Source organism: Halomonas sp. AOP7-E1-9 (assembly GCF_052376035.1).
GTDB lineage: Bacteria > Pseudomonadota > Gammaproteobacteria > Pseudomonadales > Halomonadaceae > Vreelandella > Vreelandella citrativorans.
The window spans coordinates 1-15483 of sequence record NZ_JBQSVC010000027.1 but is presented as its reverse complement, the minus strand read 5'-3'; the positions used below and the strand labels follow the sequence as shown (position 1 = coordinate 15483).

The 15483-nt window shown below is 49.8% G+C and carries 17 protein-coding genes and 1 tRNA gene; 12 read left to right on the top strand and 6 right to left on the bottom strand.

Annotation, left to right across the window (positions count from 1 at the left end; all coding sequences use genetic code 11):
• Positions 1–28 precede the first annotated feature (28 nt).
• Complete coding sequence (gene gloB / locus ACT3R4_RS13875; protein ID WP_441679368.1) at positions 29–796, bottom strand: hydroxyacylglutathione hydrolase; 768 nt, start codon at positions 794–796, stop codon at positions 29–31.
• Positions 797–907: 111 nt separating this feature from the next.
• On the opposite strand from gloB, the gene ACT3R4_RS13870 reads away from it, so the two are divergent.
• Genes ACT3R4_RS13870 through nudC form a run of 4 tightly spaced genes read left to right on the top strand, consistent with a single transcriptional unit; the run spans position 908 to position 3698 of the window.
• A complete protein-coding gene (locus ACT3R4_RS13870) occupies positions 908–1684 on the top strand; it encodes a class I SAM-dependent methyltransferase (protein ID WP_172118771.1) in 777 nt (258 codons plus the stop codon).
• Positions 1685–1706: 22 nt separating this feature from the next.
• Positions 1707–2186, top strand: a complete 480-nt coding sequence (gene rnhA, locus ACT3R4_RS13865; RefSeq protein WP_406565437.1) for a ribonuclease HI — start codon at positions 1707–1709, stop codon at positions 2184–2186.
• Positions 2186–2923 carry a DNA polymerase III subunit epsilon gene (dnaQ, locus tag ACT3R4_RS13860; RefSeq protein ID WP_441679369.1) on the top strand — a complete coding sequence of 246 codons (738 nt, stop codon included), beginning with the start codon at positions 2186–2188 and terminating at the stop codon, positions 2921–2923. The genes rnhA and dnaQ overlap by 1 nt, the downstream gene beginning before the upstream one ends.
• Entirely contained in the window at positions 2916–3698 is a 783-nt protein-coding gene (nudC, locus tag ACT3R4_RS13855; RefSeq protein WP_172118768.1) for an NAD(+) diphosphatase, read from the top strand. The genes dnaQ and nudC overlap by 8 nt, the downstream gene beginning before the upstream one ends.
• 39 nt (positions 3699–3737) lie before the next feature.
• Here the strand turns inward: nudC and ACT3R4_RS13850 are convergent, their stop codons facing one another.
• Complete coding sequence (locus ACT3R4_RS13850; RefSeq protein ID WP_172118767.1) at positions 3738–4046, bottom strand: SCP2 sterol-binding domain-containing protein; 309 nt, start codon at positions 4044–4046, stop codon at positions 3738–3740.
• Between the two features lie 146 nt (positions 4047–4192).
• Here ACT3R4_RS13850 and sohB point away from each other — a divergent pair, with 146 nt between their 5' ends.
• The gene (gene sohB, locus ACT3R4_RS13845; protein WP_441679370.1) at positions 4193–5236 is read left to right on the top strand and encodes a protease SohB; all 1044 of its coding nucleotides are present in this window, start codon (positions 4193–4195) and stop codon (positions 5234–5236) included.
• 21 nt (positions 5237–5257) lie between these two features.
• Here the strand turns inward: sohB and ACT3R4_RS13840 are convergent, their stop codons facing one another.
• A complete protein-coding gene (locus tag ACT3R4_RS13840) occupies positions 5258–5578 on the bottom strand; it encodes an ArsR/SmtB family transcription factor (protein WP_087111368.1) in 321 nt (106 codons plus the stop codon).
• A 299-nt stretch (positions 5579–5877) separates the two neighbouring features.
• Here ACT3R4_RS13840 and ACT3R4_RS13835 point away from each other — a divergent pair, with 299 nt between their 5' ends.
• From ACT3R4_RS13835 to ACT3R4_RS13825, 3 genes are all read left to right on the top strand, one after another.
• Positions 5878–7791 (top strand): propionyl-CoA synthetase, encoded by a 1914-nt coding sequence (locus tag ACT3R4_RS13835; RefSeq protein WP_193057188.1) that lies wholly within the window; start codon positions 5878–5880, stop codon positions 7789–7791.
• Positions 7792–7928: 137 nt separating this feature from the next.
• Entirely contained in the window at positions 7929–8597 is a 669-nt protein-coding gene (locus ACT3R4_RS13830; protein ID WP_172118764.1) for a 7-cyano-7-deazaguanine/7-aminomethyl-7-deazaguanine transporter, read from the top strand.
• 81 nt (positions 8598–8678) lie between these two features.
• Positions 8679–9485, top strand: a complete 807-nt coding sequence (locus ACT3R4_RS13825) for an alpha/beta fold hydrolase (RefSeq protein ID WP_193057187.1) — start codon at positions 8679–8681, stop codon at positions 9483–9485.
• A gap of 86 nt (positions 9486–9571) precedes the next feature.
• On the opposite strand, the gene ACT3R4_RS13820 is transcribed toward ACT3R4_RS13825, so the two are convergent.
• Positions 9572–10561, bottom strand: a complete 990-nt coding sequence (locus tag ACT3R4_RS13820; protein WP_226912193.1) for an ABC transporter substrate-binding protein — start codon at positions 10559–10561, stop codon at positions 9572–9574.
• A gap of 289 nt (positions 10562–10850) precedes the next feature.
• On the opposite strand from ACT3R4_RS13820, the gene ACT3R4_RS13815 reads away from it, so the two are divergent.
• Both ACT3R4_RS13815 and ACT3R4_RS13810 read left to right on the top strand, forming a co-directional pair.
• On the top strand, positions 10851–12557 hold the full coding sequence (locus tag ACT3R4_RS13815) for a potassium/proton antiporter (protein ID WP_193057185.1): 1707 nt from the start codon (positions 10851–10853) through the stop codon (positions 12555–12557).
• A 58-nt stretch (positions 12558–12615) separates the two neighbouring features.
• Positions 12616–12706 (top strand) — tRNA-Ser (locus tag ACT3R4_RS13810).
• A 200-nt stretch (positions 12707–12906) separates the two neighbouring features.
• Here the strand turns inward: ACT3R4_RS13810 and mobV are convergent.
• Positions 12907–13908 (bottom strand): MobV family relaxase, encoded by a 1002-nt coding sequence (gene mobV / locus ACT3R4_RS13805; protein ID WP_193057184.1) that lies wholly within the window; start codon positions 13906–13908, stop codon positions 12907–12909.
• Positions 13909–14164: 256 nt separating this feature from the next.
• Positions 14165–14770 carry a helix-turn-helix domain-containing protein gene (locus ACT3R4_RS13800; RefSeq protein ID WP_193057183.1) on the bottom strand — a complete coding sequence of 202 codons (606 nt, stop codon included), beginning with the start codon at positions 14768–14770 and terminating at the stop codon, positions 14165–14167.
• A 141-nt stretch (positions 14771–14911) separates the two neighbouring features.
• Between ACT3R4_RS13800 and ACT3R4_RS13795 the strand changes: the two genes are divergently transcribed.
• Positions 14912–15244 (top strand): hypothetical protein, encoded by a 333-nt coding sequence (locus tag ACT3R4_RS13795; RefSeq protein ID WP_193057182.1) that lies wholly within the window; start codon positions 14912–14914, stop codon positions 15242–15244.
• Positions 15241–15483 (top strand): hypothetical protein (locus tag ACT3R4_RS13790; RefSeq protein WP_496201225.1); only part of this gene is annotated, 243 nt, incomplete at its 3' end. The genes ACT3R4_RS13795 and ACT3R4_RS13790, both read left to right, overlap by 4 nt.

Genomic DNA, 15483 nt, shown 5'->3' with positions numbered 1-15483 from the left:
TTTAATTCATTTGGTTTCTGGAGCGTTCTTAAAATCGGTTCTTCCACTCACGTAGAGTGGCGAACGTCGCGAGGTCGTTGTCATTAGCTCCCTGTTCTCCTGCCGCTTGGCGTACGCTTTGGGTACCGACGCGCAGGTAGGGATTAATTTTCAGCTCGCGTCCTATTGTGCTGGGTAAGGTGGGGCGATTTAATGCCCGAGCCTTTTCACACTCACTTAAGGCATAAGTCACATCGTCATTCTCTGGGTCAGCTGCGTGGGCAAATACAAGATCCGCCTGTGTGTATTCATGAGCAGCAAAGACCAGTGTATCGGCAGGTAGTTCCGCGAGTTTGTTCAATGACGTGTGCATTTGTTCGGGTGTGCCTTCAAATAAACGGCCACAGCCTGCACAAAACAGCGTATCTCCACAAAACAGTAGTGCCGGAATACCCGGCGTATAAAAGCTAATGTGATCAAGAGTGTGCCCGGGGGTTGCCATGACATCAAATTGGCGTCCCATCACACGCACGGTGTCGCCGTCACCGACATGCTGATTAATACCCTGAATATCTGGATTCGCTGGACCAATGACATGGGGAGAGTAGCGCTTGATGAGTGTTGCCAAGCCTCCCGTATGATCATGGTGATGATGGGTAATCAGAATGGTGTCCAGCGTCAGCGACTCACGCTCTAACAGCTTGATGACAGGATCGGCCTCACCGGGGTCCACCACGCAAACGCTTTGACTGGTATCTTGTCTCAATAGCCAAATATAGTTGTCGCTAAGGGCGGGAATCGGTGTCACGCTCATCATGGGCGAGATCCTTTTAAGGGTTGCAAACCTGCTGTCATTACGCTGATAAGTACGTTGAAAAGACACATAGAAAGCGTTAAAAAGCCGTTACTTTGGAGGGAAGCGCTGTCCATGTCAAATTCGACAACGGCCGATAAGGCGATGACCAGCCGCTTGGTAAATAGCCAGGCCTACTGGAAAACGGATACTGGTCGATCACTTTGGGACGTGCAACGTGCTTGCCTGGGGCCCGTGGTTGAAAGCCGGGCGGGCAGGCATAGCCTGGAGATAAGCATGGGGCCTTCTTTGATGACCATGTCGTCGATACCGCACGCGGTCCGCTGGGTTCCAACGCTTGAATTCGCCACCAGCCCATCAACGTTGGTCTGCCCACCTGACCGTTTGGCGTTGCCTGATCGTTGTATGGATGTGGTCATCATCCACCACTGGCTAGAGCAATTGGAAAACCCTCACCACACCCTACAAGAAGCGGCACGAGTGACGGCTGACAACGGAATGCTGGTGCTCTTTGGTTTTAATCCTCTGAGCGTTAAAGGCCTGGCACATCAGTGGCGTAAACGCCGGCCCGAATTCCCTTGGAACGGGCAGTGGCACAAGCTTGGGCGACTGCGTGACTGGCTAGCATTTGTCGATTTTGAGGTCGAACGCGTAGACTATTGCTGTTTTAGAGGCTTGCTGAATGCGTCTTGCCCCGAAGGGCGAGAGGCGCTGGGGCGTCGGCATAATTTGCCTTGGGGGGAAAGTTACATGATCCAGGCACATCGCCGCCAGCAGTCGGCTTACGTCAAACGCATTAAGTTTGCGCTACAACGCCCTGTTTCCTCTTCATCGCTCGGTGCTACACGCAGAGGTAAACCGGCGCATAACCAGTCTCATCAGGATACGTAGCGCCAATACCTGTTAATAAAGGATGGAAAGATTGAGTAATCAAGCGGCCGAGCAGCTACCGCAGGTCACGGTATATACTGACGGTGCATGCCGGGGAAATCCTGGCCCTGGCGGTTGGGGGGTGGTGCTGTCTAGCGGCGAGCATGAAAAGACCTTAAAAGGTTATGAAGCTGACACCACCAATAATCGGATGGAATTAATGGCCGCCATTATGGCGCTGCGCACGCTCAATAAACCGTGTGAAATCGCGCTATGGACCGACTCTCAGTATGTTCGCCAAGGCATTACTCAGTGGATTCACAACTGGGTTAAACGCGGCTGGAAAACCGCCGCCAAGCAGCCAGTCAAGAACGCCGAGCTGTGGAAAGCGCTGCACGAAGAGACCCATCGACACAAGGTAGAGTGGCACTGGGTAAAAGGGCATAGCGGGCATCCAGGTAATGAGCGCGCTGATGCGCTCGCCAATGAAGCCATTGATGAGCACCAGCAGAGGAGAGCGTGATGCGCCAAATTATCATGGATACCGAAACGACCGGTATCGACCCCAAGGATGGCCATCGCATTGTAGAGATTGGCGCCGTTGAAATGGTGAATCGCCGTTTTACTGGGCGTACCTATCATCAATACATCAACCCTGAGCGGCATATCGACGCAGAAGTCGTGGCAATTCACGGCATTGATGATGAAAAGGTCGCAAACGAGCCAGTTTTTGCTCAAATAGCGGACGAATTCTGGGCTTTTATCGAAGGCGCAGAGCTGGTTATTCATAATGCCCCCTTCGATGTGGGCTTTATGGATCATGAGTTTGGCCGGTTAAATAAGCAGCGCAGTGGAGCGCCATTAGGTCCGGTGCGTGAGCACTGCCGCGTTCTGGATACGCTCACAATGGCCCGGGAGCTGCATCCAGGACAGCGTAATAGCCTGGATGCCCTGTGTAAGCGTTATGACATTGATAATGGCCACCGTGTGCTCCACGGGGCGTTGCTCGACTCCGAGATTCTGGCCGACGTTTACCTGGCCATGACGGGAGGGCAAACGGCATTGACGCTGGATGCTGCCACGTCTTCAGAAGAGCAGCAGGCCGATACGTCAAATGAAGGCCTATCGGTTCAGCGGCTAACGCTTACACCCGGTCAGTTGCGTGTCATCCGTCCAAGCGCACAAGAGCACGCCGCTCATCAGGCAAAATGCCAGGCACATAAGCTGAATTGGTTTGAGGAACGTGATCACAATGCTTAGGCGTGAGATTCCCCACCATGTACGTGAAGGGCGCGTTGTTCGTCTATCGCGCAGCCAACTGGCGCCAGCCCCTCTATCGGGCGACCAGGAGCTGACGCCGCTTCAGCCTTATCAGCCTTGGACTGAACAAATGCAGCCGTTGTGTTACTGGAATGACGAGCCAGTAGCGCTATGGGTTGATAAAGAGCCAGGTGATGACTGGATTGATGGGCGCCAATGGATGGCAGACCTGCCCAGCGGGTGGTTTAGCTTGATTTCTACCGCGCTTCAGGTTGGCGCATGGCTTGAGAATCACCGCTTTTGCGGACGTTGTGGCGCTGCGGCGACGAGGCTTGAAGCTGAATTCGCCATGCACTGTAATGCGTGTGGGCATCGCAACTACCCACGCATTTCACCGTGTATTATCACTCTGGTCACCAGTGGTGAGGCGATGCTGTTAGCACGAAGCCCACGTTTCCCGCCAGGACGCTACTCGACCCTGGCAGGCTTTATTGAACCGGGTGAGTCAGCTGAAGAGGCTGTCCATCGTGAAGTGTTTGAGGAAGTGGGTGTACATGTTGATAAGCTGCGCTACCACCAAAGTCAGGCATGGCCATTCCCCCATTCACTGATGTTTGGTTTTTTTGCTGAAGCGACCACGCGGCGTATTAATATCGATGGGGTAGAGATTAGCGATGCGGCCTGGTTTTCGCCGCGGCAACTACCTTCGTTGCCGCCGCCGTACTCCATTTCACGTGAACTGATTGAAACGCATTTGGCTAAATGGCGTGAGTAAGCCACTAACAACCTTGCTAAAAAAGTTCACGGCGAGCGTTTAGTTGGGGAACAGGCTGGTGAGTTTGGTGGCTAGCATTACGTTACCGGTTGCTTTTAACTTGCCAGTCATAAAGGCGGTCATGCCATTGATATCACCGGTCATAATACCCTTGAGGGTATCTGTGCCCATGCTCAAGCTGACCGAAGGGTCATCATGTTCGCCTTCCTGAACATCCAGAGCGCGATCCTTGATAACAAGGTAGTGGTCACCCGCATCTTCAAAGTGAAATTGAAATACTTCGTCCATACCCTCAGCCGCATCCGGATTAAAGCGTGCTTTCAACTTATCAAGCGTGCTGTTTGACATAACTATCTCTCTAAAGGCGGTAAAATATATAAATGGGTCATCAATGACCCGATGAATGTGAATGAGAGTATTTTAAACAATCGTTTAGTTCAAGCCGTGCGAACGGATATTGAACGATAGTGCTAAACCTTGGCAGGAGCGTATATGTGAGTGAATGGATAGCAGGAATGGGCACCTTTCTGGTGCAAGCGACGATGGTTGTTGGATTGCTGGGAGGCGTCGCCTTGCTGATCTTGCGCAGCAAAGCAACTCAAGAAAGTGATCTTCGGTTGCATATTGAGCCACTCAATGAGCAGCGTCAGTCGCGTAATCGCCGTCTTCGCATGGCTGCCACTGAGCAGGGCGCGCGTAAAAAGATGCTTAAGGGGTTTCGCCAGGAAGACAAAAGTCGTCAAAAAACAGCGAAAAGCAAAGAGGCTACTCCATCAAAGAACAGAGTATGGGTGCTGGATTTTCACGGTGATATCAAAGCTTCTCAAACGGAGCTTTTCGCTCAGGAAGTATCGGCCATTATTGATGTCGCTGAGCCCAATGACGAAGTAGTGGTACGTTTGGAGTCTGCTGGGGGGCTTGTGCATGCCTATGGATTGGCTGCCGCACAACTGGATAGGCTGCAAAGCGCGGGTCTTACTACCACCGTGTGTATCGATAAGGTGGCGGCCAGCGGCGGATATATGATGGCCTGTACGGCTCAGCATATTAAAGCTGCGCCGTTTGCGGTAATCGGCTCAATTGGTGTGGTCGCTCAAGTGCCGAACATTCACCGCCTTCTTAAACGTCATGATATTGACGTTGAGCTACTTACGGCGGGTAAGTACAAGCGCACGCTAACGGTGATTGGTGAGAATACCCAGGAAGGCCGTGAAAAATTTGTAGAAAACCTAGAAAATACTCATCGCCTGTTTAAGGACTACGTGAGTAGCCACCGCCCTGAAATGGATATCGATACCCTGGCAACAGGGGAAATTTGGTACGGCAGCGAAGCCGTTGTCAATCAGTTGATCGATAGCCTGGGCACCAGTGAGGCGTATCTGGTTGAACGAATGGCCGACGCCAATGTATACCATGTGCGCCTTGAAGCGCCGAAAACTATCAGCCGCAAAATAGGCTTGGCGGTCTCGGCGGGTGTAGAAAACGCCGCGCTAAAGGCTCTCAGCATGCTGGAGGCCTCCGGCTGGCAGCGTCGGTAGTCCCTAAAAACAGTGCGTTTTTTACGTTGTATAGTGCTGCGCCAGGGTGTCTAAAATTGCCTTGGCGCTGTCGCTACGCAAGGAGTAATAAATGGTTTGTGACTCACGTCGTGTATTGACCAGCTCATCCCTGCGTAAAATAGCCAGATGCTGCGAAAGCGCCGATTGGCTCAGTGAAAGCTGCTGATTAATCTGCGTGACCGAAAGCTCCTCCTCGGCCAGTAAGCAGAGTATTTGTAGGCGTTTTTCATTCGCCAAGGCTTTTAATAAATTCGTAGCTGATACAAGGTTTTGGCAGTTATTTTCGAGCAGACATGCAGCGGCGCTTGAGGACGCAGACATCATAATCTCCTTGCCTACACTGGACGGGAAGCGGTCATTTTTAGTGTTTATACATGCATTTTTATCAATTGTTATGCCATCGCCGCAGTGCAACGATGATTAATTTAATAATCGGTAATTTAGTGAGTTTTGTCCAAATCTTCATTTAACGGTTAATCAATGATAACGCTGGCTCTTTAACGTCTTCCCTGGCCCATTGTCCGTCTTTAGCCGATAGTATGAGGGTGAGTACGGCAATTACTTTATAGAGTAGGAGCTATTCAATGCTACTTCGATAATACAATAAAGACAGGGTCATTATGAGCCGCTACCAAGAATCCTACCTGCAAGCGAACAGTCAGCCCGAACACTTCTGGGCTGAGCAGGCCAAACGCCTGCCCTGGTTTACGCCACCTACACGGATTCTTACCTATGATGACCAGCAGCATGCTCGCTGGTTTAGCGATGGTGAGATCAACATCTGCTATGCCGCGCTCGACCACCATGTTGAGCAGGGCCGAGCGGAACAGCCTGCTATTTACTGGGATTCACCCGTAACGCATGCCAAGGCAACGTTAACCTACCGGCAACTGCGTGATCAGGTAGCCTACTTTGCCGGTGCGCTTTCCGAACTTGGCGTAAAAAAAGGGGATCGAGTGGTGATTTATATGCCCATGATTCCTGAAGCCTTGGTCGCGATGTATGCCTGTGCGCGGCTTGGGGCCGTCCATTCCGTCGTTTTTGGCGGTTTTGCGCCTCATGAGCTTGCGGCAAGAATCGAGGATGCTGAACCCAGCGTGGTGGTTGCTGCCTCCTGTGGTGTTGAGGTAGATAAGGTCATTCCCTATAAGCCAATCATTGACCAGGCGCTGGCATTAAGTACTCACCAGCCGAATGCCTGTGTGATTTATCAGCGTGACATAGCACCGGCTACCTTGGGCGAGCGTGATTATGACTGGAAGGATTTAGTGGCCAGCGCCGCCTTTGCCGAATGTGTTCCCGTAAAAGGGACCGATCCCCTGTATATCTTGTACACCTCAGGCACGACGGGAAAACCCAAAGGTGTGGTACGGGATACTGGCGGTTATGCGGTGGCGCTTGAGTACTCGATGGAGGCAATTTACGCCCTGGAGCCTGGCGACGTATTTTTTACTGCCTCAGATGTGGGGTGGGTGGTAGGCCACTCCTATATTGTTTACGCCCCGCTACTGCGAGGCTGTACCAGCGTTGTTTATGAAGGCAAACCGGTCAATACACCCGATGCGGGTAGCTTCTGGCGCATTATTGAGGAATACAACGTCAAAAGCTTCTTTACCGCGCCCACGGCTTTTCGGGCAATTAAAAAAGCGGATCCGGATGCCGCGCTGTTTTCCCGGTACGATATCAGTAGCTTGAAGTACGTGTTTGTAGCGGGTGAGCGACTTGACCCGCCTACATTTCATTGGCTGGATGATCTGCTGGATGTGCCGGTGATTGATCACTGGTGGCAAACCGAGACAGGCTGGCCGATTGCTGCTAACCAACCAGGCCTGGCAACCATGCCTATTAAAGCGGGGTCGGCGACCTTGCCGGTGCCTGGATTTAATGTACAGGTGTTAGGCCGCGACGGCGAACCCGCAGCACCCATGGAGCAGGGGAGTGTGGTTATCAAGCAACCGATGCCGCCTGGGTGCCTGGTGGGCATTTGGCATGACCCCCAGCGTTTTCACAGCGCTTATATGGCGGCGTTTCCGGGTTACTACTTAACTGGCGACGGCGGCTACTTCGATGAAGAGGGTTATCTGTTCATTATGGGGCGCACCGATGACGTGATCAATGTGGCAGGGCATCGGCTCTCCACCGGAGAAATGGAGGAGGTGGTGGGGGCGCACCCTGCGGTGGCTGAATGTGCGGTGATTGGCATCCACGATATGCTGAAAGGACAAATCCCCCTTGGCCTGGTGATTCCCAAGGATGGATTTAACGGCGATGAAATAGCGCTTGAAAATGAGCTGATCGCGCGTGTCCGTGAGTATATTGGTCCTATCGCATGTTTTAAGCAGGTGCTGGTGGTCAACCGTTTGCCGAAAACCCGCTCTGGAAAAATATTGCGAAAGCTATTGCGCACGATTGCAGATGGGAAGGCGTTTGGGATCCCCTCCACCATTGATGACCCGGCAAGCCTGGAGGATGTGCGTATCGCCATGTGTGAACGCGCTATCGGCGATGCCGATAAAGCAACGCCGAGTGATTGAGTCAATTAAGTGCTGACAGGCAGGGTGGCGACTTTTAATGTAGTTAAGAACGCGTATAATGCGCGGCCAGCAGCGCTATGCGCTTTCTTATGAGGGTTCCCTAACCCCTCTTGGCTTGTAAAAAAAGGTCATTTTGCATGTTTGCACTAAGTGATACGCAGTACCGCCGTTGCCTCGTGGTAATGGTCGCCTTCCATATCGGCATTATTGCTGCCAGTAACTACCTTGTTCAGCTGCCGTTTACGCTCTTTGGGTTCCATACCACTTGGGGAGCGTTTAGTTTTCCATTTATCTTTCTGGCCACTGACTTAACGGTCCGCCTTTTCGGCAAAAATGCTGCACGCGCCATCATCTTGCGCGTGATGTTGCCCGCTCTGGTCGTGTCGTATGTTGTGTCGGTCGTATTTCCGCGAGGCAGTTTTGCCGGGTTTGAAGCACTTGGCGAGTGGAATGTGTTTGTGGCGCGCATTGCGCTGGCAAGCTTTCTTGCGTATGTCATAGGGCAGTTACTGGACGTGCAGGTATTTGATCGCTTGCGTCAATTGGCCTGGTGGGTAGCGCCGGTATGCTCGACGGTGCTTGGCAATCTTGCTGACACTTACGCGTTCTTCTCCACCGCATTCTATAACAGCCCTGACGCCTTTATGGCCGCAAACTGGCTAGAAATTGCTGCGGTGGACTATGCCATAAAGCTCGCCATCAGCCTGCTGTTCTTTTTACCCTTATACGGCTTGCTGCTTGCCTGGTTGACGCGCCGTTTAGTGGTTTGGACGGGGCATACCGACCTATCTCCGCGTACGGTTTAATAATGTACGGCTAATCGTTGTTGCTTAACAATGACGGCCTTGTTGACAATCACCTGATTAATCAACGCTTAGGGAGTTTACATGACTGATGCTGCCACGGTGGACCTTCACTATCTGGACATGGAGAGTGAAGGAACTCCCGATGCGACACCGCTTGTGGTGATTCATGGCTTAATGGGTAGTGCCGACAACTGGCGCTCCCATTTGAAAGTCTGGCAGCGTTCGCGCCGCGTCATTGCCGTGGATTTACGTAACCATGGTCGTTCACCGCATAGCGATGATATGCGTTATGCCACGATGGCCCAGGACGTCATTGCACTGCTCGATAGTCTCTCTATTACTCAGGCGCATGTGCTTGGCCACTCCATGGGCGGTAAAGTTGCTATCAGCCTTGCAAGGCTGGCGCCCCAGCGCGTAGTGACGTTGACAATAGGCGATATCGCCCCGGTCGTTTATGAGCATGGCCATGATGATGTTTTTGCGGCCCTTAAGCGTGTTAGAGAAGGCCGGCCAAAAAATCGTCGTGAAGCCGATGAGCTGCTGGCTGAACACGTTGATTCGCGATCTACACGGCTATTTCTGGCGACCAACTTAGCGCGTACTGAAGAAGGCGAGTTGGGGCTACGCATAGGGCTGGATGAGATTCAGCGAGGGTATGACGATATTATGGACTTGCCTGCGGGAGAAGCCCCTTACGAAGGCCCGACGCTCGTGCTTCGCGGCGCCCAGTCGCACTATGTGACGGACGATATGCTGCCTGCCTTGCGTGAGATGATGCCCCAGGCGCGCGTAGTAACGCTTAAAAACGCAGGTCACTGGCTTCACGCAGAGCAGCCTGAGGCGTTTCAGCAAGCCGTTGAGGCCTTTTTGGAACACCATGAGCGCTAGGCTGCTTGAAAACAGTGCCTGCACTTAACAGGTCTTAATGATAAGCCCCCGCTACGAGTTTCTCCTGAACAATCAGCGCTCCCGGATTAAAGAGTGTAAGGGTCAATGGCCAAACGTGATGTGGGCAGTTCAGCGTCTATTAGCCCTTGCTGTAAAAGATACGTTTCAAACGTTGCATAACGGCGTGCGTTCAAGGTAGCAGGGCTTAATGCGATCCGGCGTAGAATATCCGGCCAGGCGTTGGCATTGGTTGCGTTATCAAGAATGGGGTGAGCACCAATCAGCGTTTCCCAAGCGGACTCCGGATTTTCCACCATCCAGTTGCTGGCTTCTTCTAACGCCACCAAAAAACGCGACCACGTATCGGCTTTTTTGGCTAATGAGTTGCTATTGGCCACTACAATTAGCCCATCATGGCGTGGAATGCCCAGCTCGTTATAGCGCACGGTGTGCGTGGCAATGCCGTTTGAGGCTAATTGCTCGGGCAGAAAATGATAAAAGCCGTCAGCAATGGCATCTATGCTCTCTTCAGTAAACGCATTGACCACATTAAAATGAACGCTTTGGGGCGCTAAAAATGTATCGGTTTGGCGTACGGAGCGCGGCACGAGCTTGGGAACCAGCAAGTTGGCACCTTCTCGGGTGTTGTAGCCATAATGAAGCCCGGCCAGGTGCGTCGCATTTTCCGGTTGAGCGTCGCCAGTGACAATGACGGCGTTAAGCGGCGTTTCAATCAGTGTCGCAATGCGCGTGATGGGAGCATCTTCGTGGGCAAGTAGATGCAGCAATGGCTGGCGCGTTAACGCTAAATCCACTTCTCCCGCTGTCAGCAGCTTTATGGCGATCGCAGGGTCCGCCGGTGTTTGAAGCTCCACTTCCAACCCCTGTGCGCTAAACAGGTCTCTCGTTTGCGCAACGACCAAGGCCGCATGCTGAGGACTAAGATACCAGTCCAGCATTAAACGCACGCTTTTCAATGGCGGCGGCTCAAGCGGAGCCGGAGGTGTTAGCGCCGTAGTGGGCACTTCATCAACAGCATCACTGTCAACGGATAGCCACAGCATGTCAGGAATCATAATGTCACTTTCAAGAGAAAGCGGTGTCTGATCCTCCTTCGGCGTGTCTTGTTCTGCATAAGCTAATGAATATGCGAAAAATAAACAAAAAATCACCATCAAAAAGCGTAAGTGCCTATAACCAGAAAGGCAGCATGACATAATCATAACTCCTGATATCGAGATGCGGAGTTTATCCCTGACAAACGGTGCGTGACTAGCCTTGAACGTGTTGGTCTGCTGAGTTCGCACAGTAAATTTACCGGTAGCATGCAATAATAGTGTGGCATTGATGTAGAGACGGAGAGACATGGACGGAATTTACACCTTCTTTTTAATTGGTGGTTCTCTAATGGCACTGAGCATTTTGGCGAGCCGACTCTCGTCAATGGTTGGTGTGCCACTTCTGCTCATCTTCCTGGGGCTAGGTATGCTGGCAGGGGAGGAAGGCGTTCTTGGCGTTGCCTTTGACGACTACTCAATGGCGTTCACAATTGGCCACCTCGCGCTTGCCATGATTCTGCTTGATGGCGGTTTACGTACGCGCCTTAAAACGTTCCGGGTAGGTTTTAAGCCGGCACTTTCGCTGGCGACTTTCGGGGTTTTTATCACCAGTGCGGTCGTGGGTATGATCGCTATGTGGGTGTTTGATTTAACGCTGGTGCAAGGGTTATTGGTGGGCGCTATTGTGGGTTCCACCGATGCTGCCGCCGTTTTCTCAATGCTTAGCGGTCGTGGCGTGAACCTCAACGAGCGGGTAGGGGCAACGCTTGAGATCGAATCGGGCACCAACGACCCAATGGCGATTTTTCTGACCTTAATGCTGGTAGAGCTTTTGGTCGGTGATATGGGCGGGGTATTTGAGACTCTGACCTTCTTTGTTTCTCAATTTGGTATTGGCTTGATTGTCGGCATTGGCGGTGGTTGGCTAAGCGCCAAGCTGCTCCGCTGGCTGGATTTAGCGCCTGGCCTTTATGCCATGCTGGCATTGGCGCTGGGCTTTAGCGTTTTCGGGCTTACCAGTGTGCTGGGAGGCAGTGGCTTTCTGGCGATTTACCTGGCAGGCCTGATGATCGGCAATCAGCCTGGCCGACACCTCAACTTTATTCTTCCCGTGCACGATGGCCTGGCGTGGTTAAGCCAGATTGGCCTTTTCCTGGTGCTGGGGCTTCTGGTAACACCCAGCCAGCTGTGGGACGTTGCATTACCCGCAAGCCTGGTTGCGCTGGCACTGATCTTCATTGCGCGCCCTTTGGCGGTATTAATTACCATTAAGCCATTTTTTAAATTTCGCTGGCGTGAAACCTTTTTTATCGCTTGGGTAGGCTTAAGGGGAGCAGTGCCCATTGTGCTGGCCATTTTCCCCGTCATTGGTGGGGTAGAAAATGCGTCACTTTACTTTAACGTCGCCTTTGCGGTTGTGTTGTTGTCTCTATTGATACAAGGCGGCTCGCTCACGTTGGCAGCCCGATTATTAAAAGTGGAGGTGCCAGTAGGCACAACGCCTAACCGCCGTGGGCCGCTGGGGATTTTGCCAGATAACGATTTTGAGATGTTTGTTTACGTGGTCGAAAATCGGGACCTAGAAGATGTGCCCATCCGGCTGCTGCGCTTCCCATCGGGTGCGTTGATTTCAGCGCTGTTTCGTAATCACACCATGCTGCATCCCAAGGGCAGTACCCGGCTGAAATTAGACGATGTCATCTGCGTGATAGGACGCACAGAAGATCTTTCTGCGCTAAACCGCTTATTCAATGGCGACGCTGGCCTCAAGCATGAGCGTGCGTTCTTTGGTACTTTCACGCTAGAGGGCGACGCACTTATGCAGGACGTTGCTCAAGCATATGGCTTAACGCTAAGCCCGGGGGAGCATAGTATGACCCTCGCCGAGTTCGTCGCACTGCGCGTGGGTGGGCATCCTGTAGTGGGTGATGATGTGGATTGGCATGGTATTCACTGGGTCGTCAGCGAAATGGAAAAGGGCACGATTACCCGTGTAGGCCTGCGATTGTATTAATTGGGCTAGAAGGTATTGACTTCCAAGGGAATACTGCTATTATACGCACCCATAAGCCGGAGGGATGGCAGAGCGGTTGAATGCACCGGTCTTGAAAACCGGCATAGGTTAATAGCCTATCCAGGGTTCGAATCCCTGTCCCTCCGCCATTTTTTAAAAAGCCCGTAAAGTCAATGACTTACGGGCTTTGTTTTTTTGTATTCTAACCACAGTTTCTAACCAAAACTGTATGGCTCTATTCAGGCATATGCCGGTTTTTTCAGTTAGGCAAGGCCTAGCCCTTGCTCCTGTCCAGAAAAGCCTCTCAAAGCCGTTTTGGAGCGATTGAGAAGGGAAGCCAGTGCTTTGGTCATCTCATGCTAAACGTTTTGGTCTTACCCTCTTTTAATCTGCGATTTTCTTTTGCATACTTTCGGTTTTTTGTCAAGAGTCTTTCGTTTTCACTTTTGAGAAAGTTATTTTCCTTTTCTTTTTCATGCTTGTATCGCTCATACTCTTCATGAATGCGATTTCTAAACCTCAATAACTCTTGGTTTCTGTCTTGTAGCCTTCTAACTTTCTCATTAGCAATTTTGGCTTTTTTCTCAGCTTCTTCCGTAGCTTTAACCTGAGATCCTTTCCTCAGCCTTTGGCATTCAAACTTCCATATTTTGGCAGACTTTGCCATCTTTCTTACTCTTTCCCTTGTCTTTTTGACGTATTCATCTCTGCCAAACAATGGCGGTTTTTCTATTTTTGGAAGCTTAAGCTTTTCTTGCTTAGATTCGTTTACGGCTTGGTAATAGGTCTTTATGTCTTGATGTTTTGCTACACTTTTTTCTTCGCCCCTAACTAGCCCAAATTGTGTCATTGCTTTTGCATAATCGGTTTGAAGTATTGAATGATTTTTTCTGTCTCCCCCAATTAAATCTTTAGCAGAAAGTCTTCCATCTTTTGTTATTGGAACCACATGAGCATGTATGTGGGGGGAGGACTCATCCATATGTAAAACTGCACTGGCTAAGTTGGCTTCTCCATACTTTTCTGTAAGCCATTTAATATTTTCCTCTTGCCACTTATTAAACTGGTCTTGTGTGGCTTTTTCAAACCATTCAGGAGAAGCCGTAAGTATGAACTCAATAGCTCGCACACTGTCTTTACGAACTCTTGCATTGAAGGCTCCTGCCTCAATCCTGTCAGCCACCATACGGTGCAGAAGGTTAGTTTTACCACCAACTAGAACTTGGTTGAGGTTTAGTCTCGAGGGGTCTGCATTGGGGGTATCTCGAAGCCTGAATGTATGCGACCCGCTTCCCGCTACATCTTGAATTGTCTTTAATTTTTTCGTTCTTAGTATTGCATAATTAGCCATTCCTTGGCCCTCCTATATTATTTGTTATTTTTAGGACCATCCATTGGTCCCTCCCGCGAAGCGGGCTCATCGCACAGAGTGCGACCTAGCTTGCTAGGTGGAGTGAGTCCACCTTGATAAGGTGCAAGCAGACCTGGATTATATCCACCTTGATAAGGTGCAAGCAGACCTGGATTATACAGTTTTTCTCATTTCCTCTTTGAACTCAGCTTCTTTATAAAAACTTTAATTTTTAGATTTCTCGTCTCATCATGATTCATAAATATTCCCCTTCTCCAATTTTTTCCAGATATTCTTTTTTAACTTTTTCCTCTTCGTCTAATTCTTGAATTGCCTTCTTTCTCTCTTCCTCTCTGTATTTTTCGGTTATATCTCCTCCCCAGTTATCACCTCTTACTATCCGGTTGAACGGGGATTTTTTCATCTGTATTTCAGATTTTTTAACTTCATACTCTTCACTTGGGCCTCTAAATAACAAGTCAAAGTGAACAATGAGGTCTTTAGTGTCTTCTAAGACACCCATTTCTTTTAGTTTTTTTATTGATCTGCTTACTTGAGGGCGAGACATTCGGCATAATTCTGCAATATCTTTTTGCCTTACTGTGACCCTATTGTAATAATCCAGGTGCCCAAGTAAGCATAAAAAGACCAGATAATCAGAACCACCTAGTTTCATTTTTCCTAACTTGTTATAGAGTGATTTATTTTCTGCATTCATTCCTTCTCCTTTGAGATTTCTTATCTTTCTATCAATATCGTCATGTAGATTGATAACCTTATTAAACAGCCCTTTGAACCCGCCCGGTTCCTCCAAGCTAGATAAAAAGCTGGCTGAGTAAACTTTGATTTTCTTTTTCTTCATGGTATAATGTCCTCTTGTTTATATGCTTTAAAATTAAAATATTAAATACAGCAAATGTTAATTATAACATAAAGTTAGCAAATAAGAAACTTAAAGTTTCATCTTGTTAACTTTTTTATGCTTATGCAGGAGGGAACTTAAGTGCCTAAAGGAAAAGATGTCAGGCCTGCCAAGTGGTCTAGAATATTGGATTTATATGATGATGGAATATACTCAGCTATATGGGGAAGCTTTGATGGCTCTGCCTTAAGAAGGCTTGGAGTACGTTGGAATGGCCAAGGAAGTGATATAGGCTACCCTTCGCAAGGCGGTAATTCACTTTGGTATGCAGAGCCGGATTTTCTCGTTCTTCCTGTTCTTTTTAAGTTACTTGAGGCTTCTTTATCAGATAGCCAAAATATTAACAACGAGCAGGTGGAAAACATCCATACTGCTATTTATGAGGTTTGTAAAAACAAAAGGGAAAAAGTATGAATATAGCCAAATTGTTTTGTGTTGGTGCTGCGTCTTTCCTGGTGGGATGTTCTGCAAAAGCAGATGTTTCATGTAGTGATCAAAATATCACAGAAACAGTTATGAATATTACAGTTTCAGAGCTAAGAGAACAGCTTTTTAAAGTTTATCTTTATAGTGAGCTCGGTGGATTGCCAAAGATTGCTGCCAACATGACTTATGATGAGTATAAGTCTATGGAACCAAATGAGGTTCAAGCC